The sequence below is a fragment of the Pseudobutyrivibrio ruminis DSM 9787 genome (genome assembly GCF_900218035.1).
GTDB classification, from domain to species: Bacteria; Bacillota; Clostridia; order Lachnospirales; family Lachnospiraceae; genus Pseudobutyrivibrio; species Pseudobutyrivibrio ruminis.
Map to the genome: position 1 here is coordinate 72,639 of NZ_OBMR01000003.1, position 25,102 is coordinate 97,740.

17 protein-coding genes are annotated in these 25,102 nt (G+C 38.7%); 16 read left to right on the forward strand and 1 reads right to left on the reverse strand.

All coding sequences use genetic code 11. The features are described 5' to 3' along the window. Nucleotides 1-49: 49 nt before the first annotated feature. Genes CRN97_RS02280 through CRN97_RS02290 form a run of 3 tightly spaced genes read left to right on the forward strand, consistent with a single transcriptional unit; the run spans nt 50 to nt 5,957 of the window. Nucleotides 50-2,410, forward strand: coding sequence for a glycoside hydrolase family 3 C-terminal domain-containing protein (locus tag CRN97_RS02280; RefSeq protein ID WP_097075709.1), 2,361 nt, complete (start codon nt 50-52; stop codon nt 2,408-2,410). Nucleotides 2,411-2,422: 12 nt separating this feature from the next. Continuing rightward, the gene (locus CRN97_RS02285; RefSeq protein WP_097075710.1) at nt 2,423-2,974 is read left to right on the forward strand and encodes a GtrA family protein; all 552 of its coding nucleotides are present in this window, start codon (nt 2,423-2,425) and stop codon (nt 2,972-2,974) included. A 43-nt stretch (nt 2,975-3,017) separates the two neighbouring features. After that, complete coding sequence (locus CRN97_RS02290) at nt 3,018-5,957, forward strand: glycoside hydrolase family 3 protein (protein WP_097075711.1); 2,940 nt, start codon at nt 3,018-3,020, stop codon at nt 5,955-5,957. A 55-nt stretch (nt 5,958-6,012) separates the two neighbouring features. Here CRN97_RS02290 and CRN97_RS02295 read toward each other — a convergent pair whose 3' ends face one another. Next, the gene (locus CRN97_RS02295) at nt 6,013-7,083 is read right to left on the reverse strand and encodes an HD-GYP domain-containing protein (RefSeq protein ID WP_097075712.1); all 1,071 of its coding nucleotides are present in this window, start codon (nt 7,081-7,083) and stop codon (nt 6,013-6,015) included. A 242-nt stretch (nt 7,084-7,325) separates the two neighbouring features. Here CRN97_RS02295 and CRN97_RS02300 point away from each other — a divergent pair, with 242 nt between their 5' ends. From CRN97_RS02300 to srtB, 13 genes are all read left to right on the forward strand, one after another. Next, nucleotides 7,326-8,342, forward strand: a complete 1,017-nt coding sequence (locus CRN97_RS02300) for a glycosyltransferase family 2 protein (protein WP_097075713.1) — start codon at nt 7,326-7,328, stop codon at nt 8,340-8,342. 888 nt (nt 8,343-9,230) lie between these two features. Then, nucleotides 9,231-10,043: a PDDEXK family nuclease gene (locus CRN97_RS02310; protein ID WP_097075715.1), complete on the forward strand. Its 813-nt coding sequence runs from the start codon at nt 9,231-9,233 to the stop codon at nt 10,041-10,043. A gap of 244 nt (nt 10,044-10,287) precedes the next feature. Beyond that, a complete protein-coding gene (locus CRN97_RS02315; protein ID WP_097075716.1) occupies nt 10,288-15,528 on the forward strand; it encodes a SpaA isopeptide-forming pilin-related protein in 5,241 nt (1,746 codons plus the stop codon). 22 nt (nt 15,529-15,550) lie between these two features. After that, nucleotides 15,551-16,939, forward strand: coding sequence for a SpaA isopeptide-forming pilin-related protein (locus tag CRN97_RS02320; RefSeq protein ID WP_097075717.1), 1,389 nt, complete (start codon nt 15,551-15,553; stop codon nt 16,937-16,939). Nucleotides 16,940-17,035: 96 nt separating this feature from the next. After that, on the forward strand, nt 17,036-17,929 hold the full coding sequence (locus tag CRN97_RS02325) for a class C sortase (RefSeq protein WP_097075718.1): 894 nt from the start codon (nt 17,036-17,038) through the stop codon (nt 17,927-17,929). Then, the gene (locus CRN97_RS02330; RefSeq protein ID WP_097075719.1) at nt 17,910-18,791 is read left to right on the forward strand and encodes a class C sortase; all 882 of its coding nucleotides are present in this window, start codon (nt 17,910-17,912) and stop codon (nt 18,789-18,791) included. The genes CRN97_RS02325 and CRN97_RS02330 overlap by 20 nt, the downstream gene beginning before the upstream one ends. Before the next feature lie 17 nt (nt 18,792-18,808). Next, nucleotides 18,809-19,903 carry a DUF5979 domain-containing protein gene (locus CRN97_RS02335; protein WP_097075720.1) on the forward strand — a complete coding sequence of 365 codons (1,095 nt, stop codon included), beginning with the start codon at nt 18,809-18,811 and terminating at the stop codon, nt 19,901-19,903. A 13-nt stretch (nt 19,904-19,916) separates the two neighbouring features. Next, nucleotides 19,917-20,492: a hypothetical protein gene (locus CRN97_RS02340; protein ID WP_097075721.1), complete on the forward strand. Its 576-nt coding sequence runs from the start codon at nt 19,917-19,919 to the stop codon at nt 20,490-20,492. Further along, nucleotides 20,492-21,253, forward strand: a complete 762-nt coding sequence (locus CRN97_RS02345; RefSeq protein ID WP_097075722.1) for a hypothetical protein — start codon at nt 20,492-20,494, stop codon at nt 21,251-21,253. Before CRN97_RS02340 ends, CRN97_RS02345 begins: the two co-directional genes overlap by 1 nt. Before the next feature lie 12 nt (nt 21,254-21,265). Then, nucleotides 21,266-22,120, forward strand: coding sequence for a hypothetical protein (locus CRN97_RS02350; protein WP_097075723.1), 855 nt, complete (start codon nt 21,266-21,268; stop codon nt 22,118-22,120). Between the two features lies 1 nt (nt 22,121). Next, nucleotides 22,122-23,270 carry a hypothetical protein gene (locus CRN97_RS02355; RefSeq protein WP_097075724.1) on the forward strand — a complete coding sequence of 383 codons (1,149 nt, stop codon included), beginning with the start codon at nt 22,122-22,124 and terminating at the stop codon, nt 23,268-23,270. A gap of 124 nt (nt 23,271-23,394) precedes the next feature. Beyond that, nucleotides 23,395-23,748, forward strand: a complete 354-nt coding sequence (locus CRN97_RS02360) for a hypothetical protein (RefSeq protein ID WP_097075725.1) — start codon at nt 23,395-23,397, stop codon at nt 23,746-23,748. Between the two features lie 4 nt (nt 23,749-23,752). Further along, nucleotides 23,753-24,997, forward strand: coding sequence for a class B sortase (gene srtB / locus CRN97_RS02365; protein ID WP_097075726.1), 1,245 nt, complete (start codon nt 23,753-23,755; stop codon nt 24,995-24,997). The last annotated feature ends 105 nt before the right edge of the window (nt 24,998-25,102 follow it).

Below are 25,102 nucleotides of genomic sequence, written 5' to 3' on the forward strand. Positions count from 1 at the left end.
GTCTTTTTTATTTCGTGGTAGATTATTATCAAGAAAACGGAGGATTAGTATGGACGCTAAGGAAATTATTTCACAGCTTACACTTATGGAGAAGGCAGCTCTTTTGAGCGGAAAAAATGAGTGGGAATCACGTGATATTCCAAGACTTGGAATTCAGTCGATTTCTTTTTCAGATGGTCCTCACGGCTTACGTCGTCAGGAGGGGGCAGGAGATCATTTGGGGCTTAATGCATCTCTTCCAGCTACATGTTTTCCAACAGCAGCTACAGTAGCAAACAGCTGGGATGAAAGTCTTGGTGAAGAAATTGGAGCAGCACTTGGTGAGGAAGCAGTTGCACAGAACGTTGATGTACTTCTTGGTCCAGGCTTAAATATGAAACGTTCTCCACTTTGCGGACGAAATTTTGAATACTTTAGTGAGGATCCAATCCTCGCCGGCAAGATGGCAGCTTCTTATGTAAGGGGTATACAGAGCAAGCATGTTTATTCTTGTCCAAAGCATTTCGCAGTTAACTCTCGCGAGTATCGCCGAATGGCAATGAATGCAGTTGTTGATGAGCGTACACTTCGAGAGATTTACCTTACAGCATTTGAAATTGCTATTAAAGAGGGTGGAGCAAAGACAATCATGTCTGCTTACAACGAAGTTAATGGCAAGTATGCAAATGAAAACGAGCATTTGCTTGTGGATATCCTCAGAAATGAATGGGGATTTGATGGAATCGTAGTTACTGACTGGGGTGCAAGTAATGACCACGTTGCTGGTGTTAAGTGTCAGTCAAATGTGGAAATGCCAAACCCAGGACTTGATTCGGCTAGAGAGCTTATCAAGGCAGCTACAGAGGGTGAAGGTCGTATCACAGAGGAAGAAATCGATAGAGCAATTCTTCCTATTATCGAAGCAGCAATCTACTTCAAAGAAAACGACCACACAAAGGGCTTTGACAAAGAGGCTCATCACGCTATCGCTAAAAAGGCAGCTGTTAACTCAGCAGTTCTTCTTAAGAACGACGAGGACATCCTTCCTCTTGCAGCAGGCACAAAGGTATGCCTTAGAGGACCATTCGTGGATAAGCCACGTTATCAGGGCTCAGGAAGCTCACAGGTTAACTCAACAAAGGTTGAGACCATCAGAGAACAGATTGCAAATTACGATTTACAGGTTATTGATGATCCTGAAGCAGCAGATGTTGTTTTATTCTTCTTTGGTCTTGATGAAATCGCAGAGAGCGAGGGCGCAGATAGAATGTCTATCGACGTTCCTGAATATCAGATTAAAGAGCTTGAGGAACTTACAGTTTACAACAAGCACATCGTTGGTGTTATGAGTGCTGGTTCATCAGTTAAGATGCCATGGCTTTCAAATCTCCAGGGATTGCTTCATGGATACTTAACAGGTCAGGCTGGAGCGTCAGCTCTTCTTGATATCATCACAGGAAAGGAAATTCCTACTGGTAAGCTTTCAGAGTCTTATCCATTCGCATATGCGGACTGCTCAATTGTTAATTATGCAGGTCAGGAAAAGAGAAATCTTCAGTATCGCGAAGGTCCTTTCATTGGATATCGTTATTACGATACAGCAGATGTGGCAGTTCAATTCCCATTTGGATATGGACTTAGCTATACAACATTTGAGTATTCAGCACTTTCTGTTACAGAGGATGGTGTTAAGTTCACTATCACAAATACAGGAAAGCGCGACGGTGCTGAAATTGCTCAGCTCTATGTTGGTAAGAGCCAGTCAGGACTTATCCGTCCTAAGAAAGAGCTTAAGGGCTTCAAGAAGGTATGGATTAAGGCTGGCGAATCAGTGGAAGTAGAGATTCCATTTGATGACAAGACATTCCGCTATTTCTCAACTGTTTCAAACAAGTGGGAAATCGAAGGCGGTGAGTATCAGATTTACGTTGGAAAGAACGTTGCTGACATCGTACTTACAGGAATAATCACAAAGGAAGGCACAATTACAGAGCTTCCTTACGACATCGAAACACTTCCAAGCTACAAGACAGGAAAGGTTCGAAACGTTCATTACGAGGAGTTCGAAAAGCTTTATGCTAAGCCACTTCCTGAGGAAAAGGTTGGACCACTTGATATCAACGATGCTCTTTGCCAGATGAAGGATGCTAAGAGCGGACTTTGCAGATTGGTTTACAAGATTCTAAAGAACAATCTTGATAAGTCTTATGAAAAGGGTGTTCCTGATTTGAACACAATGTTCATTTACAACATGCCTTTCAGAGCAATCAGCAAGATGTCAGGCGGAATGGTTAGCCGCGAAATGGTTGAGTCAATCGTAACCATCGCCAATGGACATTTCTTCAGAGGTCTTGGTGGTGTGATTGGAGGATTCTTCCGAAATAGAAGTGCTAACAAGAAGTATGAGGCACGTTTACAGCATAAAGAATAGGAGAGTATAAAAATGAATTTATGGAATAGTTTCGCCGAGAAGCATCCAGAGGCAGCTAAGTGGGTGCGAGAAGGCGGCTTGTTTGTAATAGTAAGTAATTTAATTACAGTATTTAAGTATTTATTACTTACATTTTTGCCGGCAGCCTTCGCATTCTTAGGCGACAGATCATTTGGATGGCCAGGAATTCCACTTACAATTGCAGGTGAGACTTTTGATTGGAATATCCTTGGTTACGACCAGGCACACGGAGGACTTGCTTACTTTACAGCTTACATGATTGCAATGGTAATTGGTGAGTGCATCAATTTCCCAATCCAGAAGCTTTTCGTTTTCCGTAATCACGATAAGCCTGGCAAGCAGATTGCATGGTATATTGCAGCATTCATTGTAATCACATGCATCGTTAACTCAATTAACTGCATCTGGGTAGCAGTTGCAGGTATGTTTGTACCAGCTTGGCTGTACAACATTGGAACTACAGTACTCAACGGCGGAGTTTCTATGGTGGTGTTCTTCTTTGTAAATAAGATCATTTTCCCAGAAACACCAAAGGCCGAATGAGATATATCTTTTAACGTTAGTTGAAAGGAAGGAGAAGAAGAAAATGTTATCAATCAACATTGCGGACGTTATCGCCGTAGTACAAACAATGATCCCACAGCTTATCGTTTTAGGCGTGGCGCTCGTTGCAGCAATCATCGTTACAATTTGCGCGATGAAGGCTAAGAAGCCTCTTAAAGGCTTTATCAGAAAAGAAGCTTGGTTAGCTTTCTTATTAGTAGTAGTTGTAGTAGTTAATACAATTCTACTTGGACCAGTTTACTCTATGGTAAACATGGCAATGGGAGGTGGCACAATCTCAGATGAAGCCATCGAAGAGGCAAAGGCTCTCGCAACAGAAATTGCTGAAGAGGGTATTGTTCTTTTAAAGAATGATGATGCAGCACTTCCTCTTGCAGAGGGAACAAAGGTCAACGTATTTGGTTGGTCTTCAACAAACCCAATTTATGGTGGTACAGGATCAGGTGCACTTTCAGATGCATATCCAACAGTTGATTTCCTTACAGGTCTTACTGATGCAGGTATCGAGTACAATCAGGACCTTGTAGATTTCTATACAGGATGGAGAACAGAAAGACCTACAGTAGGTATGATGGGACAGGATTGGACAATTCCTGAGCCAACAGTTTCTGAGTATGGTAGCCTTATTTCAGATGCTAAGGACTTCTCAGATACAGCAATTTTCTTCATCGCACGTTCAGGTGGTGAGGGAGCAGATCTTCCACAGTCATATGATGGAGAAGATACATTCTCTACAGAGGGAATGTTCGGTGCTTCAGGTGTTCGTTATTCAGATCAGAAGGATGATCTTGATGCATCTAAGTCATACCTTGAGCTTTCAAACAGAGAGCAGGCACTTCTTGATGAAGTAACAGCAAACTTTGACAAGGTAATCGTAGTTGTTAACTCAGCAAACGCTATGGAGCTTGGCTTCGTTAACGATTACTCACAGATTAAGTCAGTTCTTTACTGCCCAGGTACAGGTCAGACAGGTTTCGACGGACTTGGCGAGATTCTTGCAGGTCAGATCAACCCATCTGGTAAGACAGCTGACACATTTGTTTCAGACTTATTCGCAACACCAACAGCAAACAACTTTGGTGATTTCGATTACACAAACATGGATGAGTATGGATTCGAGAATATGTTCGCTGAGGGCGGCATGGCTTATCCTACATTTGTAAACTATGTTGAAGGTATTTACGTTGGTTACAAATATTATGAGACAGCTTACGCTGAGGCAGAAGCTGGCAACATGGAGTTCGATTATGACTCTACAGTACTTTATCCATTCGGTTATGGATTATCTTACACAACATTCTCTCAGGAGATGGGACCTATTACAAATGATGGTACAACAGTATCATTTGACGTAACAGTTACAAACACAGGTGATGTTGCTGGTAAGGATGTTGTAGAAGTTTACTACAACCCACCATACACAAACGGCGGCATTGAGAAGGCAGCAGCAAACTTAATCCAGTTTGCAAAGACTTCTACACTTGAGCCAGGTGCATCAGAGACAATCAACATCTCATTTGCACTTGAGGATATGGCTTCATACGATACATACGGCGAGGGCTGCTATGTACTTGAGGCTGGTGATTATGAGATTTCTATCAACTCAGATTCACACAACAAGATTGCTACAGATACAGTAACAGTTGGCTCTACAATCGTTTATGATGAGTCAAACAAGCGTGAGTCAGATCAGGTTGCAGCTACAAACCAGTTTGGCTTCGCAGAAGGTGATGTAACATACCTTTCACGTGCAGATGGTTTCGCTAACTATGACGAAGCAACAGCTGCTCCAACAAGCTATGAAATGTCTGATGAAGCAAAGGCTACTTACTTCAACGAGACAAACTATGATCCTACTGATTACAATAATGATTCAGATGTAATGCCTACAACAGGCGCTGACAATGGTGTTAAGCTTGCAGATCTTCGTGGTCTTGATTACGATGATCCAATGTGGGATACACTTCTCGATGAGCTTACAGTTTCAGATATGAACACACTTATCGAGCTCGGTGGATACGAGACATCAGCAGTTGATTCAATCGGCAAGGTTATGACATACGATTGTGATGGTCCTGCTTCAATCAACAACAACTTCACAGGCCAGGGTTCTATCGGATTCCCAGCAGCAGTTATGATTGCTTGCACATGGAATAAGGACATTGCACTTGCATTTGGTGAGTCAATCGGCCGTATGGCAAACGACATGGATGTTTCTGGTTGGTATGCTCCAGCTACAAACACACACCGTTCAGCATTTGCAGGACGTAACTTCGAGTACTACTCAGAGGATGGCGTACTTGCAGGTTGGATGTGTGCAAACGCTGTAAATGGTGCAAGAGAGTGGGGCGTATACTCATACGTTAAGCACTTTGCAACAAATGACCAGGAAACAAACAGAACAAACTTCCTTTGCACATGGCTCAATGAGCAGTCATTGCGTGAGATTTACTTAAAGTCATTTGAAATTGTATTCAAGAACTCAAACCCAGGTGCAACAATGGTTGCATTCAACAACATCGGTACAGTACCAGCTGAGGCTTGCTCAGAGCTTCTTAACACAGTACTTCGTGGCGAGTGGGGATTCAGAGGTCTTGCAGAGACAGATTACTTCGGTGGCTACGGATATCAGGATTCTGACCGTATGATTAGAAATGGTTGCGACCTTATGCTTGCAACATACTCTACACCACAGTCTACAGTTACAGATCAGGAATCTGCTACATCAGTAATTGCTATGAGAACAGCTTCTCACAACATTCTTTACACTGTAGTAAACAGCCGTGCATATGATTCAGAAATCAGCGCAGGCCTTCCTACATGGGAGAAGATTCTCTTCGCTATCGATGCAGTACTTGTTCTTCTCATTGCTTGTCTTGAGTACTTTGCAGTAAAGAAATACCTTGCAAAGAAGAAAGAGGTAGTAGTAGAAGAAGTTGTAGAAAACACAACAGAAGAGTAATAAAGAAAAAAGTAGGGCAGCTCGAAAGAGCTGCCCTTAGTTTTTTTATAAGGTTTTATTTAACAATTACAGTGCTAAGATAATTGCGGTCATTTGATAAATCAACAACCGTTTGAATGCTTGTAATCTTAATAACTGGTCGAAGTGGATATGCCTTATTCTGACGAACAACCACACCTTCCTCACCGTTGCTAAGCTTGATAGTAGAACCATTTGGATAGATGTTTACTATAGTAAGGAATGCTCTGAAGTATTTCAGATTAAATTTGTTACTCATTGTAAACATTATTTCAATTGCTTCTGCAGGAGTGTAGGCTCTCTTATATGGTCTTGCAGTAACAAGCGCATCATACACATCTACAATAGAAATGATTTGAGCCATCTTTCCAATCTGGTCACCAGAAAGATTTCTTGGATATCCTGAGCCATCAATATTTTCATGATGGTTAAGTATTGCCTGACGCATCTCCTCTGTAAGGTCAGGAGACTTGGCAAGCAGGCGATATCCTCTTACTGGGTGAGTTTTGATTAATTCAAATTCTGTGGCTGTAAGCTTCCCTGGTTTGTTTAAAATTTCATTTGGAATTTCTTCTTTTCCAATATCATGAAGAAGTCCTACAACTGTAATATCTCTTACAAATGAATCAGGTTCGCCTAAGGCCTTTGCTAATATGGCTGCCATTGTGCCTACATCTACAGAGTGTCTGTAAGTATACTCATCACATACCTTTAGCTTTGAAAGATTTAGGCTTAAGGATTTAGAGTCATTTATAATGCTGCAAACCTTTTCACCAATCTGAATTATTCCTTTAGTCAAGCTATCTATATCATCAAGATTAGCATATAGTCTGGCTAATGATTCCATGGCGTACTGTCTGAAGCTTTCATCAAAACATATGGAATCATCTGGAAGTGGAAAATCATCCTCTAAATCGAATTCATCCGCATCTGAATAATAAATTGTAGCGTGAATTTTCCCGTGATAATCAGACAACGACTTTAAAATCTTTTGGTCGATGACTGTCATTTTTGGGCAAAGAAGTGCCCCCGAATCTGTATAGATGTCAGTTTCTGTAATACATCCCTCCGGTAGATCACTGACATATCCATATACATCTTTAATCATACATTACTGTCCCTTTAAAACGCAAAAATTTCTTTGTGTTGATAACAATGTTATTATACACCCTTAATAATGTGTTGACAATGAAAACTATAATGTTGTATGAAAAACTTTTAAAGCTTGATGAATTTATAAATATTGGGAAACTTTGCCAGAATTGATGTGTCAAATAAGGGGAAGTGGCGTTGAAGAATTGAGTGTGATTTGTTAAAATTGTAAAGGTTAAATTAGTTAGGAGAGTATTTATGAAATTACTAAGTTTTGCAGTACCATGTTACAACTCAGCAGCTTATATGGAGCATTGCGTAGAGACACTTTTACATGGTGGTGAAGATGTAGAAATAATAATAGTAGACGATGGTTCTACAAAAGATAACACAGCAGAAATCGCAGACAGACTTGCAGCAGAACACCCTACCATTATCAAGGCTGTTCATCAGGAAAACGGCGGTCATGGTCAGGCAGTCAACACAGGTCTTAAAAATGCCACAGGCTTATTCTTCAAGGTTGTAGACTCAGATGACTGGGTAGACCCAGATGCATACGACAAAATCTTAAAGGTATTACGCAGCTCAGTTGAAAATGGCAAGCAGCTTGATATGCTTATTTCAAACTACGTATACGAAAAAGAAGGGGCTCATCACAAGAAGGTTATGTCATACTCAAACCTTCCTAAGAACAAGTACTTCTCTTGGGATGAGACAGGCCACTTCAAAAAGGGCCAATACATTTTGATGCATTCAGTTATCTATCGTACAAAGCTTTTGCGTGATTGTGGAATGGAGCTTCCAAAGCACACATTCTATGTTGATAACCTTTATGTATTCTACCCACTTCCATACGTAAAGACTATGTACTACTTGGATGTTGATTTCTATCGTTACTTTATTGGTCGTGATGATCAGTCAGTCAACGAAAAGGTTATGATTTCTCGTATCGACCAGCAGATTAAAGTCAACAAGCTTATGATGGAAGCATACGACTACAAGAATATTAAGGATAATCATGTTAAGAAATACATGTTCAATTACTTAGAGATGATTACAGTTATCTCTACAGTTCTTCTTATGAAGAGTGGCACAAAGGAACACCAGCAGAAGCGTCATGATCTTTGGAAATACATCAAAGAGCAGGACTACTATTTATATAGAAAGCTTCGCTACGGCTTCATGTGCGCAACTACAAACCTTCCAGGCCACGGCGGCCGCGCAATCTCTATCACAGCATACAAGATTGCCCAGAAGGTAGTAGGATTCAATTAATCATTAGATTAATTGAATCCGTAAATGGCACATATTTCGCAAAGCGAAATGTGTGTTCTGCGAAGCAGAATTAAACTGTTGCTTACACTGGCAACAGTTTAACCCTAGGATTCAACTAGACATTAGGCTCACCTGTTGTGGTGAGCTTTTTTGTTGCTTTTTCACATAGACTTTAGTGGGGGAGCATGCTAATATCTTTCGTATCGAAACACGATTCTTTTGAACCTGGTTCACAGGTTCATGTCCTGGGGTGCAAACAGGGCATTATTTCCATTTTATACTTTCGGGGAAACAATAGGTGGATTTCTTGCAGTGCGCCTTTTTGGAAAATTGGCGTTGGCAATAGCAAAGGTGGTGAAATTGGTAGGAAAATAGATATTTGATTAGGGCTGGCGATTAGTTTAAAGTGTCCGGATTGGGGCTGGGGATTGTCTGGTCTGGTAAAAGAGGAAGGTTGGACTATATATGCTGACTAGGGCGGGGAAATATAGTCGAGATTTACTGGCTGGACTATATATGCTGACTGTGGCGGGGAAATATAGTCGAGATTTATTAGTTGGACTATATCAGGAGAAAAGATAGAGGATATATAGTCGGTGGAGATGGGCTGTGACTATATAGGAGCCTTGTAGCGGGCTATATATAGTCAAAATTGGGCTATCGGACTATAAATTACGAGGAGATGGGGAATATATAGTCAATTATTGGTCAAAATGACTATATGGACAGGCGGATGGAAATATATATAGTCCGAGACGGCGAAAATGACTATAAAAGGACTGGCTTCTATATGTATTTATAGTCGGTGGCTTATATTGCTGACTATAAATAGAAGGTATATGGGGAGTTCTATAGTTAAAAGATAGATGAGAAATGGAAAGGAAACATATGACAAGTTACAAACAGATTTTAAAACTATTGAATGCTCGCAAGGTGGAGCTTGATACGATTATTGAAACAAAGAAGATTGAATTGAAAAATGCGCCAGAAGGAGAACTACGTACTGCTAAGTGTAGAAATAAGATTCAGTATTTCAAAAGACATAAAGGTGGAGACTCAAATGGAGAATACATAAAGTATTCAGAAATAGATTTAGCCAGAAGATTGGCCCAAAAGGAATATGATAATCATGCTTTGCAAGCAGCAGAGAAAGAAGTGAGACGGTTAGATAGTTTGAAAAGATTGTACGAGGGGATGGCTATTGAGCAAATTGGGTCCAAAATGGTTAGAACAAAAATGGCTTTGGTTACACCAGTGGAGAAGTCCGACGAGGAATATGTGGCGGAATGGTTGGCGCAGGAGTATGAGCCATTTGACTATTATAGTGAAGCGCTTTCATATGAAAATAGCAAAGGAATAAAAATGAGGTCGAAGTCGGAGGTGCTGATTTCGAATATATTGGATGAGCTAGGGATTCCTTATTTGTACGAGAAGCCACTGAAGCTTTCAAAATATAAGACGGTGAGTCCAGATTTTACTTTGCTTGATATGCGGACTAGGCAGGAGGTCTATTTGGAGCACCTGGGAATGTTGGATAATATGGATTATGTAGAGAAGAATATGAATAAGATACGGGCCTATGAAGAGGCCGGCATTTATATAGGATGTAGGCTGTTGATTTCACATGAGGCAAGAAATGCCCAATTTAACGCGAAAAGTGTGAGAGGAATGCTGTCGGAATACTTTAATAAAAGTATTTAAGTAATAGGTTTTAGCAAAAACGCAATACAAAAGAATAACGTCTTTGTTCAGATTTACGATACTTTTACTCCAAGTTTTCTAGCTTGGGGTATTTTCTTGCCAAATTTTTGCACTTCCTGCCAACCCACTTTAAAATCGTTACACGGTGTAATAACATATCATTCGGAACACAAGATTGACACAGTTTATATACATTATCGACACATATACCGTTTCAGTTAACGTTTAAGGGAGTATTTGTTAAATGAAAAAGAACAGATTACTTAACAGAACATTGTCTTTTGGTCTTGCACTTGCGCTATTTCTTTCTTCACCTGCATCAGTGTACGCTGAAGAAATTAATAATGCGTCTGTGGAGATTATGTCTGAAAATACATTAGAGGATAATGCTGCAGCTGGAGGGGAGTCAGCTGACAATACAGCAACTGATTCCTCTGCAACTCAAAAGTCTGAGTCTGGTAATGCTTCTTCTGAAGCAAGCCAGACAGGCTCAGATGGTTCTGCATCTGAGGATGATTCCAAAAACAATGAACAAGTAAATAATAAATCAACTGAAACACCTTCACAGGAAACAGTAGCAGATGAGTCTACTACAACAGATGAGACTGTTTCTGAAGATAACAATGCCGAGACTGAGGAAGTGGTTGAGGAAGAGACTGACGAAGAAAAAAAAGAGTCAAAGAATAAAGCGGATACTTTTCATGCAACTGTAGATGGTTTTGAAATCACAGCAGATGTACCAGAATGTGCTTTTGATTCAAATGATATTAAGTTCGAGGCTGAGGCTTATGAATTGTCAGATAGTGAAAAAAAGGCTGTTGATGAAGCAGTTATTGAAGGGGAAAACGGCAAAAAAGTTTTAGATTATTATTCATTCGATTTACGTTTTATTGTAGATGGAGTAGAGACCAATCCTAATGATGGATATTCAATAAATGTATCGATTTCGCTTGTTAATAATATTCAGAATGCATCTGTTGTTCACTTTGATGAACAACAAAATGATGTCAAAGAAGTTTCTTCAACAATCAACAATACTAATAATGAGAGTAGTGAAATTGTTTTTGATGCAGAATCTTTTAGTGTATACACTGTTGCGGCTACAGGTTCAGGAAATTATTTGGGATATATTTGCTGGGGAGACAGCATAAAGGCTGCAGTTAAAGCTTATGACGAGAACGGAAATGCTATAAATACAGAGTCTAAGTTTGAATGTGTTACGTTGGACAGTACAAAATCTGATACAGGAAATTTATCTGGAAATTCTAATGGTACAGATAAAGATTATTTCGAGGAAATTGTACCTGAAATTGCTGGTTACACATACAGTGGTACATATGATTACAACCCAATTGAAAATGAAAATGCTATTAATATTTGGAATATAAGTAGCAACACTACAGAAAATAGCGCTAATTGGTGGTATGTTGTTAATGCCAATACAAAAAGTTGGCAAAATTTTAATACAAATGGCAACAACAATTATTACATTGAGATATATGTGATTTATACAGCTAAGACAACTGAAAGCGATATTACTTACTTCAAGGGTAATCTTTTCGATTATGAAAAGGATTATGTAAATAATGAAACCATGAAGCAGGATAAAACCAACGGTGCTCTAGTATTCCATGAGTGCGGCGGTAATGTTAATGGAGAAGCTGCAAATTACTACAAAAAGAGATGGAACTTATGTAACACTATTGGCAATTCAGATGGTACGGCTACTGCATATCAGGGAACAGTAAATAAATATATGCAAAACAACTTGCCAGTTTATAAGTATGCTTTTGCAGATATTTTTAATCCAGATAGTCCATTGTTTACCGAGGCGACTGGTAGGGATACTGAAACAAAGACAGATGATACAGTTGTTTACAAAGACGTTTTAATTCCTTTCTATCAGGAAGATGGATACTATGTTTTTGATACAACTACAGATGATGCAAATAATCAGAGAAACTATTATACATACAATAGTTCAAGTAATAAGTTAGAAAGATCAAAAGTATACAATCAGAATAATGGATTCTGGCCATTTGGAACAGATGATTATTATTTTGGAATGAGCTTCCAGGTTAATTTCAACATTAACGAGGATGGACTTACAGATGATGACACCAAGCACACAAAGTTCGAGTTTGCAGGTGATGATGATGTATTAGTATTTATTGATGGCAAGCTTGCACTCGATATGGGCGGTGTTCATGAGACTGTAAAGGGCGATATTGATTTTGCTACAGGCGAATGCAAAGTTACATATGCGTATAACTCTGATAAAAGTATAAATAGAGAAGTTGAGACAAGAGCACTATACACAGATGTGCTTGAGTATTCAAGTAAAGAAGCTGGTAGAGCGGCCTTGTCAAAAGGGGCTCATACATTAACAGTCTTTTATCTTGAAAGAGGTGCTGGACAATCAAATTGCAAGATTAAGTTCAATTTTGTAAACACAGATATAGCAGCACCTGTAGATGTTTACTTCAACAAAGTTGATGAAGTAAATAATCCACTTGCTGGAGCAGAGTTTGCTCTTTATCCAGTAAGTGATGAGAATTGCACAGGAGATGCTTTATATAAAGCAACATCAGGTACTGATGGAAAAGTTTTATTTAAAGATGTAGAAGCAGGTACTTACTACTTGAAGGAGACAAAAGCTCCAGTTATTGGTGAGGGTGAAACACAGATTGCTTATGCATTAACCAATGTTATTTACAAGGTAACAGTTACAGCAGGAAAATCTGAAGTAGTTAATGGACAGCCTGTTGTAAAAGAAGCAGGTAGCTTCAAGATTGTTGCTGTTGGAGATGAGAAAGAAACTCCGGTAACAACAATTGTAAACAAGCAGATGTCTAGCAAGACTGTAGTTGATTACAGTAAAACGGCTAAGGTTAATAATTGGGATAATCGTATTTACGATATTACATTAACTGCAAATGCTCAGGGTATTAAATATGTGCCAACTATAGAAACTATTCCTGCACCTGTAGATGTAATGCTTGTTGTTGATGCTACATATTCAATGTATTTCCCTGGTGATTTAACCACCTATACAAGGGGAACATCCAGATTAGATACAAGTGTAACTAAGAATTCGGGAAAGAGATATTATTTCGAAGGTGCCCCAGATTCGTACACTGTTTATGAAGTATTCTATGATAATGGATGGAAATATGTGGATTCATCATCTGCACAAGGTATGAATAACTATGGTGGAACGGGTGATATAGCATCACTTACAGAGTCGGTAGTACTTAAAATCGGCAATAATAGCGTCAAGGTATACGATCATGATAATAAAGAGGTATCATCAGTAAATGAAGATGGAACACATTATTACTATTATGATTATACGAATAATAAAATATATGAGATTTATTACAAAAGCGGTCAGTGGTTACGTAAAAGGACTGATAAAACTAAATGGAATGCCCTCAACGGTGAGTTCCAGTACACCTACAAATATGGTGACAAAGAAATAACTCAGTTCTTTACATCACCATCTAATGGAAAAGAAACTAGATTATCTAGTTTACAAGATCAGATAGGAGATTTTATTGACACATTAGCAGAGATTAATCCTAGCAACAGAATAGGAATTGTTTACTTCAATTCTGGTTCAGGAAAGCTTGCTGATTTGACTACATTAAATGCTGAGGGTGCGGCTAAAATCAAGAATATAATTACTGGTAGTAGAAGCAATTCAAATTCTCTTGCAAGTAAGATTGGATCAGGAACTGATCAATCATTAGGTTTGGGCGCAGCAGTATCATTGTTTGACGATGAATCTAATCGTATGAAGTATACATTCCTGATTTCAGATGGATGCCCTACAACATCTAAGGATGGAGTAATTAGTTCATTGAGACAAAGTGTTAATACTCTTAATAGCAAGAGTGTTACTTGCTTGAGCTTAGGAATTGATGTTCATAGTAATTCAAATAAGACTTCAACAGCTGATCAGGTATTAAAAGCAGCTGCATCAAGATCAGATTTGTATTACACATCTACATCGGAAGAATTGTATAAGCAGTTTAAGCTAGTTACAGAGGAGATTACAAAGTACAAGGCAGTTACTGTTTATAAGTCAGGTACAATTGTTGATTACATTGATGATAGATTTAGTTTGGTTGGAAATCCAAGTGATTACGGCGGAGCAGCAATCACAGATGCTTCAGGAAATGTGATTGGAATTAAGTGGACTGTAGAAGAAATCAAGAATTGGGAAAAGACCATAAGGGTTCAGGCTAAATCAGATTTTATGGGCGGAAACGTTATTACTACTAATACACCGGATTCTGGTGTGATTGTAGATGACACATTCTACCAGTTCAAAGAACCAACGGTTAATGTAAAGCTTTTAGATTTGTCAATTGAAGGTAACGAGACAACACTTCTGAAAGATGATACATATTCACCGGTTGCAGCGGTTAATGAATTGCTAAGTACATTGACAACTTCTGATGGCAATAAGATTGCTAGGATAGTAGATGATAAGGTTTCTGCATCGGCATTGCTTGATGGTGAGCCAGTTAGAATTCCTTATACATATGGAAGCAAAAATGATTATGTTGGTGATATCGAGGTTTCCCTGGATAAGGCTAACAATGCAGTTGATGCGGTTGAGAAAGAAGGGCTAGTCGTTGCATCAGTATTAGGTGATGATAGTTATTCATACATCTTGCATATCTCTTACATTGCTAAGGAATATGGTGATAGATGTTCAGAGGTAGTCAAAGGAAATGTAACCACTCCTGATAGTGATGATGTAAGTACAGGCTACTATCTAAAGTCAGTTGCAGATACAAATATTGATAATGCAATAAAGAGAAACGGTAAAGCTAGCTACGACATAAATGTAGTAGATGCAGCAATTCTCGTTGATAAGATTGGAAGTATTGGTTCTACAACAGGATTGTTTGGAGCACAGTATAAGGTTTCTACAACAAGTGATTTTAAAGATTCATTTAGAAATGCTACAACAGCAGGCGATAATGAAACATACAAGTCAATGGTAATTGATGGACTTGGAATCGGAACCTTCTATATTAAAGAGGTTAAAGCTCCAAATGGATATTCGTTAAGTGATGAAATATTCACATTAACAATTGCTAATACAGGAAAAGCTAGTGAGTACAAGATGACAATCACGTCATCTAATGGCAGAAGCTTTACTGATGAAATATCAAAGGTATTTAGTGTATTAGCTGATAATGCTACGGACAGCGGATACTTCTTCAATGAGGAAGTAAAAGCCATCCAAAGAAATTCAACATGCTATCTACTTAATGAGACAAAAGATGATTACACAGTAGTTGTTGGAACAGAAGTGGCAAAGATAGCGTTTAGCGCTGTTGATCCAGTGCTTTACACACTTCCAGAAACAGGTGGAAGCGGAGTATATGTTTATACAATCGGCGGTATCCTACTAATGATTGCGGGGGCGCTGTTGTTATATAAAAACAAGAATAATAAAAGCAAATAAAGGAAAAGGAGAGAAAAGAAAGATGAAAAAGATCAGAAAAATCGTTGCTCTTGCACTTGCAACAGTAATGATGATGGCAATGAGCATTACTGCTTTTGCTGACGAGGCTGTTAAAACAGCATCAATTACAATCAATGGGGTAGAGGCTGGTGCAACAGCAAACATCTACACAGTAGCTACAGTAAATGACAAGAATAAGATTGAAAAATCTACATGGGCTTCAAGCTATCCAGTAGAAGAATCTCAGACAATTGAGGAAGCTATTGTTTCAGAAGAAATGACAGCTGCTCAGGTACAGGCTTTAAACAAGAACTTTACAGATAAAAAGCCTTCAGCTGTTAAGCCTGCTCAGGTAGCAACAGATAAAACAGTTACATTTACAGATCTTGCAGCAGGTGTGTACTACATCGACATTACACCAGCAGAGGGTAGTTCAACAGTATATAGCCCAATGGTTGTAGTAGCTATTACAAGAGATGGAAATGGTAACTATGAAGCAGTTGATAAGACAGCTACAGCTAAGGCAACAACAGATGACCTTGAGAAGGAAGCAAAGGATAAACTTGTTTATAATGGACAGGTTGTAGATTTCAAAATCACAAAGACACTTCCAAACCATGTTACAAAATTTGTTGTATATGATTACACAACAAACCTTTCTTCATTAAAGGATGTAAAGGCAAAGGTTACTGTTGAGGGACAGGATGCAAAGGAATACACATTTGTAGAAGCATTTAATGATAAGAATAAAGACAACAGATTTGCTCTTGACTTAACAGATCTTGTATATGATGGAACAGATTTTGTAGTTGCTAATGCAGGTAAGAAAGTTACAATTGAATATTCTGCAACAGTAGCAGATCCAGAGTACAATGAGTTCAAGAACGAAGCAACATATTCTACAAAGGATGGCGAGGAGTCAACACCTAAAAAGACAGAAGGTTTCGAGGCAAGAATTACACTTGAAAAGACTGGTTTAGATAAAGCAATCTTACCAGGTGCTGAATTCACATTAACAAAGAATGGCACAAAGCTTTATTTCACAGGTAAGAATGCAAGAGGCGAATATGTTTACGATACATCAGTAACATCAACAACAGAGGGTGCAACAGATACACTTGTTACAGATGATGAAGGTCTTATTAAAGTAGTTGGTCTTGATGAGGGTACATATCAGTTTACAGAGACAAAAGCTCCAACAGGTTATTCAATCAATGAAGACATTGATGAAGTAGTGATTACAGAAGATATGGACGACTATAGTGTAGAGCTTCCAGTAGTTGATCCTACACTTGTTAAGCTTCCATTCACTGGTGGTATGGGTACAACAATCTTTACAGTACTTGGTGTAGCTATCATGGCTATGGCTTCAGCTCTTTACTTTGCAACAAAGAAGAAGGCTACAAAGTAATTAATATTCGCTGAGTTAAGAATGAAAATATGATGTGGCCCGGCGGCTGAAAGGCCGCTGGGTACACTATCAAGGAGAGGACAACAGTTAGACACAATGAAAGCATTTTTACTGAAACATTACAAAACTATAGCGACTGCAGCGTTGATGATTGTTGGTTTGTCCTTGTTGGTGTACCCACTGGTTGCAAACACTTGGAATAATCATGTGCAAGCAACTTTGGTAAACAACTACACAGAGGCTGTTGATACAGCTATTTCAGAAGGTTCACTGGATGTTGATGCTGAGCTTGAAAAAGCATACGAGTACAACGAAGAGTTGTTACCTTCTATTTTGCCAGATTCCTTTGCAGAGGCAGAGGCAAATGGCGTAGATGATAATTACATGAGCTTACTTAACACCAACGGTGATGGAATCATGGGATACATTCAGATTCCTTCAATCAATGTAAAGCTTCCTATTTTCCACACAACATCTGAAGAGGTTTTGCAGATTGGTGTTGGCCATTTGGAAGGTTCATCACTTCCAGTAGGCGGAGAGAATACTCATTCAGTTCTTTCTGCACATCGTGGTCTTCCAAGTGCTACACTATTTACAGACTTGGACAAGGTTCAAATTGGAGAAGATTTCTTCATTATTATCATGGGCGAGTATTACGCTTATGAAGTTGATCAGATAGAGGTGGTTGAGCCTGATGATACATCACTCCTTCAGGTAGAGGATGGTCAGGATCTTTGTACATTAATCACATGTACACCATACGGTGTAAACACTCAGCGTCTCATGGTTAGAGGCCACAGAGTTCCTTACACACCAGAACTATTGGCAGATGCAGACACTCCACTTTTCGGAGCAGTCAGCTTACATACAAATTACCTTCTTTGGGTAATAGTTGGACTTGCTATTGTAGGAGCGTTCATCTTGATGCTTTACATAATGGACAGAAAGAGAAGTCAGAAGGATAAGGCAATTGAAACAAAGAGTTATTAAGATTCTACTAATTTTATTATTTCTTGTAGGATTTGGCTTGCTTACCTATCCTACTATTTCAAATGAGTGGAATGTATATGTTCAGAGTACACTCATTAATGATTATGAGGATTCCCTGTCAGAAATGACCGAGGAAGACTACACAAAAGAGTGGGAGGCTGCCAGAGCATTTAACGAACAGATTACAGAAAATGCAATTGGCACAGATGTATTCGGGGCAAATGCGGATGGTGATGCAACAACTCCTACAGATGAGTTTTTAAACTCAGAGTACTATTCAGTGCTCAATGTTAATGGCGATGGAGTTATGGGCTATTTGTCCATTCCAAAGATAAATCTAAAGCTATCAATCATGCATGGCACATTTGATGAGTACATCCAGACAGCTTTAGGACACATGAATGGAACAGCACTTCCAATTGGAGGTGAAGGCACACATTCAGTAATAGTTGGTCACAGAGGTTTGCCAAGTGCAGAGCTTTTTACAAACATTGATCAGCTAGAGGTTGGAGATAAGTTTTACATCCACGTTTTAGATGAGACACTTGCTTATCAGGTGGATATGATTTATCCAATGATTGAAGCAGAGGATATTACCTCACTTCAGAATGCAATGAAGGTGGAAGAGGGCAAAGATTACGTCACACTTTTCACCTGTACACCATACGGTGTAAACACTCACAGACTTTTGGTGCGAGGCACCAGAGTTGAGTACCTGGGCGAGGACGAAGTCCCTACCGGTGCAGCAGCTGTTGCTGAGACAGTGAAGAATTACTACTTGATTATGGGCATTGTCGGATTTATTGCGGCAGTGATTATCATATTAATAATAAGAAGGATATTTAAAAAGAAAACCGCATAAGCTGAAGGGAGAACTCAGTGAAAAGTTTAATTTTTAAGAAAAAGAATTTAATAGCCTTTGCGATGGCAGCAGTGGTTGCTGTGTCAGGTTTTGGTGTTTATCAAAGTCAGGCGGCTGAAAAGATTAATGAGAAGGAGCAGTGTACTATTACGGTGAAAGTTCCTGATTCATGTACACTGGATGATAAGCCAGATGATAGTAGTATTGTTAATGGAATCTCTTTATATGATGGCACACTGGAAGTTGATTTTTACAAGCTTGCAGACATTGAATTAAACGGAGAGATAGGAATTTCATTAGCAGACGTGGATCTCTCAGATTTAAGTAGGTCTGATGTTACTGCTAAGGATATTAAGGCAGCTGCCAATAAAGCATATGAAGTAGTAAAGGATAGTGCTCCAAATTACAAAGTAGAGATTAACCCTAGTAAAGAAACATCAAAGAAAGTAAATGATGATGAAGGTGTTGACCGAGGCATTTACCTTTATGTAGTTAAAGATTTTCAGAACAAGCAATACCAGTATTCGTTTGATAAGTACATTGTGATGGTTCCTTACAGTACAACTATTTCACAGGGAACTAAGGTTGACGAACATGGAAACATTGTTGATGTTGAAGAATCAAGTGATGATTGGGTGTATGACACAGAAATTGCATTGAAGTGTAAGGCAACAGAGATTTATGGTAAGCTCAAGATTACAAAAGAATTAAAGACTTATAATGAATCTCTTGGAACAACACCATTTGTATTTGAAGTTGAAGCTTTTTACGGTGAAGAAGATAATAAGGAAATAGTATACAGCAATGTATTTTCTATGGACTTCGAAAAGCCAGGTGAGCAGTATATTGAGGTGGAAAAAATTCCTGCAAACTCAAAGGTAATAGTTAAAGAAGTATACTCAGGTGCCAGCTACACAATTGAAGGTGATGTTGAGAAGACAACTGAAATTAAAGAGAATGAAACTGCAGAAGTTAAGTTCACTAACGATTACAATGATCAGACAGATGTGGGAGCAATCAGTATAGAGAACCACTTCAATGAGAATGGTTATGTGGATTCTAATATTAATCCAAATAGCACAACTACAGAAAATGTAGAAACTGAAAACTAAGGAGGAGAGGCAAATGAAATATAGAAAATATTTACTTGTTGCCGCTGCTCTTGTAGTAATCGGTGCAACAAGCATAAAGCCAGCAATGGCATATTTCACAGATTCCCATCAGGCAGTTGGAAAAGTTACAGTTCATTTGGGAGATTTAGAGATTACTCCAAAAGAAGATGCTAAAGAGTGGGTAAAAGATATCACTGTTACAAATACTGGTGACTATGATGTGTTTGTTAGAGTAAAGGCAATCTGCGGTTCACAGTATGGGGTAAAGTTTACAAGTGGTGATGGCTGGAGCTACAACGCAGATGATGGCTATTACTATTACAATCAGATGTTAGCAAAAGATGCAGTATCATCTGTACTTAAGCTCACAATTGAGCCTCCAAAAGGACTGGATTATGATACATTCAATGTAGTTATCGTTCAGGAAGCTGCAAAAGCAGTTGATGAGAAAGATGCTGATGGCAACAAGACAGGCAAGTTGGTAGCAGCGTGGAATGATGTAATAATGAAGCAGGATGTGTTTAATGCTAAGTTCCATGACAATACTTCAAAACCAAAAGAAGGTACAAGTGAAGGGGGGAATAATTAATGAAAAAATTATTTAAGAACCCTTTAACAATACTTGTTCTCGGACTAATTATTGTAGCTGGAAGCTCTGTGGGAGCAACAAGAGCAGCTATGAGCTATTCCGATGCTGCTGAGGAAGTTTCATTTGAAACAAAAGAGCTTAATGTAGATTTGCAGGAAGAGCGAAATGGTGGTTATGTAAGTGTAGCTATGAGCCGTTCTGATTCAAATCAACAAAATATGGTTGGAAAGCTTGAGCTTACGGCATTAACTGAACAGATTACCGAGACAAATCCACTTAAGGTCAATCATAATTATGAAGAACATGTTCAGATACAAAATACAGGTGCTTATGATGAGTACGTAAGAGTACTTGTACGAAAGAGCTGGATTAAGAATGATGGCTCGAAAGATACACGCTTAGATCCTTCAGTAATCACTCTGAAGACAACAGATGATTGGTTCATAGATAAAAATGAGAGCACCACAGAAGGAACTGTGTATTATTGCAGAAAACCTGTGACGGTTGGTGAAAAAGTACAGTTTCTAGATGGCATCTCATTTGAAAGAGAAATTCTTGATGGTGTTACAAAAACGAATGTTAATGATGACGGTACCATTGTTAAGAATGTATACGGCTACGATGGCAAGACATTTGAGATAGAGGTTCGTGTTGATGCAGTTCAGACACACAGTGGCGCAGAAGCAATTCTTGGTGCCTGGGGTGTTGAGGCAACAATCGATTCAAATGGTAATATTACTTCAATCAATAGTTCTAACTAAGGGAGAGTAATGATGAAAAAGAAATATATGAATATTGTCCTTGCTCTCACTATAGTGGCAGCAGGATTTATAGGATTAAAAGCTGAAGCTCTTGCAGATACTTTAGATCCAGTTACATGGACTGTTACATATGATGGTACAGACACTTTTGGAACTACATATGATGCTGATAAGGCTACAGTTTCTGGAGCAATGCCAGGAGATACAATCACATATGAGGTAACATACACTAATGCATCTACAGAAGCAGCAAACTTCTACATGGATGCAAATGTTGTAAAAACACTTGAGGAAGGCAGTGACGCAACAGGTGGTGCTTATACTTACAAAATCCTTTCAGACAAATCTACTACACCACTTTTTGATAGTGAAACTGTCGGTGGTGATAACGACGATGTTGTTGGTCTTACTCAGGTAAATGGAAACAGTGAAGCTTACTTTGATCTTGGTTCATTAGCTGTAGGTGATAGCGGAAAAGTTACAGTAATTATTGCACTTGATGGTAATACACAGTCTAACAGCTATATGACTGCAGTTGGTAAGTTGAATATTCAGTTTGCTGCAGAGCCAGAGTCAGATAATAAAGATGGTATTGTTATAACAAAGACAATTACAAACACAAAAACTATTTTCACAACACATACAAATCACGCTAAACAGAAGGTGTCAAAGAAGGTAGAAAGAACGCTTCCAAATGGTACAAAGATTGTTGTCATCGAGGATGAGGATACACCATTGTTTGGCGAGAATCCTTTGACAGGAGATAGCATTCTACCACTTGTATTCTGTGGTATTGCATTATTATTTGGATTATTCCTTATTTATATGTACTTTAGAATGACTAGAAATAATAAGGAGGTGGCCTAAGATGAAAATCTTAAAGAAAGCTTTTAGCGTAATCTTTACACTTGCCTTCTTATTATCAGTGTTTGCTTTTGATTCTACAGTAGTAAATGCAACAGAGGCTACTACAGAAGAAACTACTACAGAAGCCACTACAGAAGCACCTACATATACCTACAGAATTAAGATTTCTCTTGGAAATAACGAAAAAGCGTATTTCGATGATGCAGCGGTAGCAAAACTAAATGAGACTTATAAAGTATCAAAGTCAGGTAGAAATCTGATAATCAGTGGGTTGAAGTATGGTAAAGATGTTGAATTTAACTTCACTGAACTTATTAAAGTTAATGTAGATAATTCTGAAACAAATACTTCTAAATATTATGTAAAGGGACTTAGAGTTGCTGGTAGTGATGATTTAGTAAAGGATACAAATAAGGACGTAACACTTCATGTTGTAGGCGATGAATCTTATGTTGTGGCTTACGGTGTTGGAAATATTATTCCATACACTGTTCGCTATGTAGACGAAGATGCAAATGAGCTGTTGCCAGATGAAACTCTTTATGCAGCAGAAGGCGAAGTAGTTTATGTTCCAGCTCGTCATATCAAAGGATATGTTCCTGACTACTACTACAGAACAGCTTCAAAGGGTCTTAAGAAGGATACAGTTTTCACATTCGAATATCACAAGCGTGTTATTGGTGAGGAAACAGAAGTAATAGAAAAGACTGAGGAATCTTCTTCAACAATAGAAGGTGATCCAGAGTATGAGTACGAATACGAGTACATAGACGGAGGATCTACCGGAACAACAACTGGTGGTGGAAACACAACAGTTACTAGACAGAACAATGGTGGCAACGGTGGTACAGTAAACAACCGTGCCGATGCAGGTGATGGAGACGGTGCTGGCGATGCAGGTGCAGGCGCAGCAGGAAATGATGGCGGCGAAACAATCGAAGATGACAATACACCAGGTGGTATCTTAGACATCGACGATGAAGAAGTTGCTAAGGCCGGTGGCACGCGCGATACATTGATTCGCAATATGATTATTGGAATCATCATCGCAATCATTGCAGTTGCTTCAATTCTTGTTACTCTTTACATTGCAAACAAGAAGAGAAAGCAGGAACTTGTAAAAGTTGAAAAACACGACGATAATGAATAAATAAGTTTTTAAGAGGAAGCGTTTTGCTTCCTCTTTTTTTTAATTAATACTTGCCAATTTAATTCTTTATTTGCCAATTATTTCAGTACGGGGTGAAAATATGTTACACTGTCTATGAGGAAACATGCGTAAAGTTTTTAGATGTATTATTAGTTTCTTCAGGGGAGCAAAAGAGAATATGAGGGGAAAGATTAAAAAGAGCATTTTAATATTATGCTTGAGTTTATTCATAGCCCTGCCAGTGTATGCTAGCGAAGATACTGACAACAAAGAACAAACGCAGGAGCAAGTAGTAGACGAATCAAAGCAGCAAGTGGAAATTGAAGAAGAGGAAGTTCCGCTTGGATTAGATAACATGGCTACCTTTGAGCGATACAAACGTGATGTGGTAGTTATGATAGTCTTTGGCTCGTTGGTTGTCGTGACTACCATTGCCGCAACAATCAAAGAAAAAAACGAGAGGGAAAAACTAAACTAGCACAATGAATACTAGAGTATTAAAAGTAACAGGAAACCTTTTAATTGGATTAATAATTCTAGCATGCTTACCAGTAGCGGTACCAAAGTTGCTAGGTATACAAACATATAATGTAATATCAGGATCGATGGAGCCTTCAATATCAGTAGGCTCCATTGTCTATGTGAAGAATACGGAGTTTGACCAGCTGGCAGAGGGGGATGTGATTGCCTTCGAATCTGGAGCCAGTGTGGTGACTCACCGAATCACATCTATTGATTCACAGTCGAAGCTAATCACCACAAAGGGCGATGCAAATAACAATGAAGATTTTGTTCCAGTAGCATATGTGAATGTCATTGGAAGGGTAGTGGCCCATGTTCCTTTTTTAGGTTACATTGCATCATGGCTTTCTGAAATAACAGGAAAAGTTATAGCGGTGATGTTGTTAATCATTGGCTTGTTGCTTTCAAATGCAGGTGATAAAAGTCAGGATAAGGAAAAGGCTGAAAACAAAAAGCAAAATACGAAGGTTAACCCAAAGGTATTTCTGGCTCTTGGTTTGGTAATCATAGTTGGTTCCATGAGCGGTTTCCTATATATATTCATGGATTATCATAGCTCAAACAGTTTATACAGCGAGCTTAATTCTTCATATATAATAATAAATGAGCAGGCCAGTGAGGATTCATGGGACAGCATGATAGATGTTGATTTTGAATCACTGCAGCAGATTAACCCAGACGTGGTTGCGTGGATTTACGTAGAAGGAACGGATATTAGTTATCCTATTTTGTATTCAGGCGATGATGAGACATATCTTCGAACCACAATGGAAGGTGAAAGTGCAAAGGCTGGTTCCATTTTCCTGGAGGGATACAATTATCCTGATTTTAAAGATAGCCACAGCATTATCTATGGCCACAACATGAGAAACCTCTCAATGTTTGGTACATTGAAATATTACAAATCAGAGGAAGGATATTTGGATGAACATCGATATTTCCAAATAATCACACCTGATTCGAAAATGCGATATGAGATTTTTTCATACTTTGATACGGAGGCTGCATCTTGGGTTTATGCGGTGCCATATTCAGATTGTGAAGAGTTCGATGATTACATTTCAGAGCTGCTTCGTCATTCATACGAAGTGGTGGATACAGAGGAAGTTACCTCAGCAGATAGGGTGGTGACCCTGTCGACATGCTCAACATCGGGCATGAGATTTACAGTACACGGAGTTTTAAGAGAAGATATATCGTTATAAATTTGACAAGAAATTATTATTTGGCAGAAATGTAACTTTTTTGGCAAGAATAGTTACGAAATTCTATTTAAAAAAATAAATTGCGTGATAGAATAACATTAAATG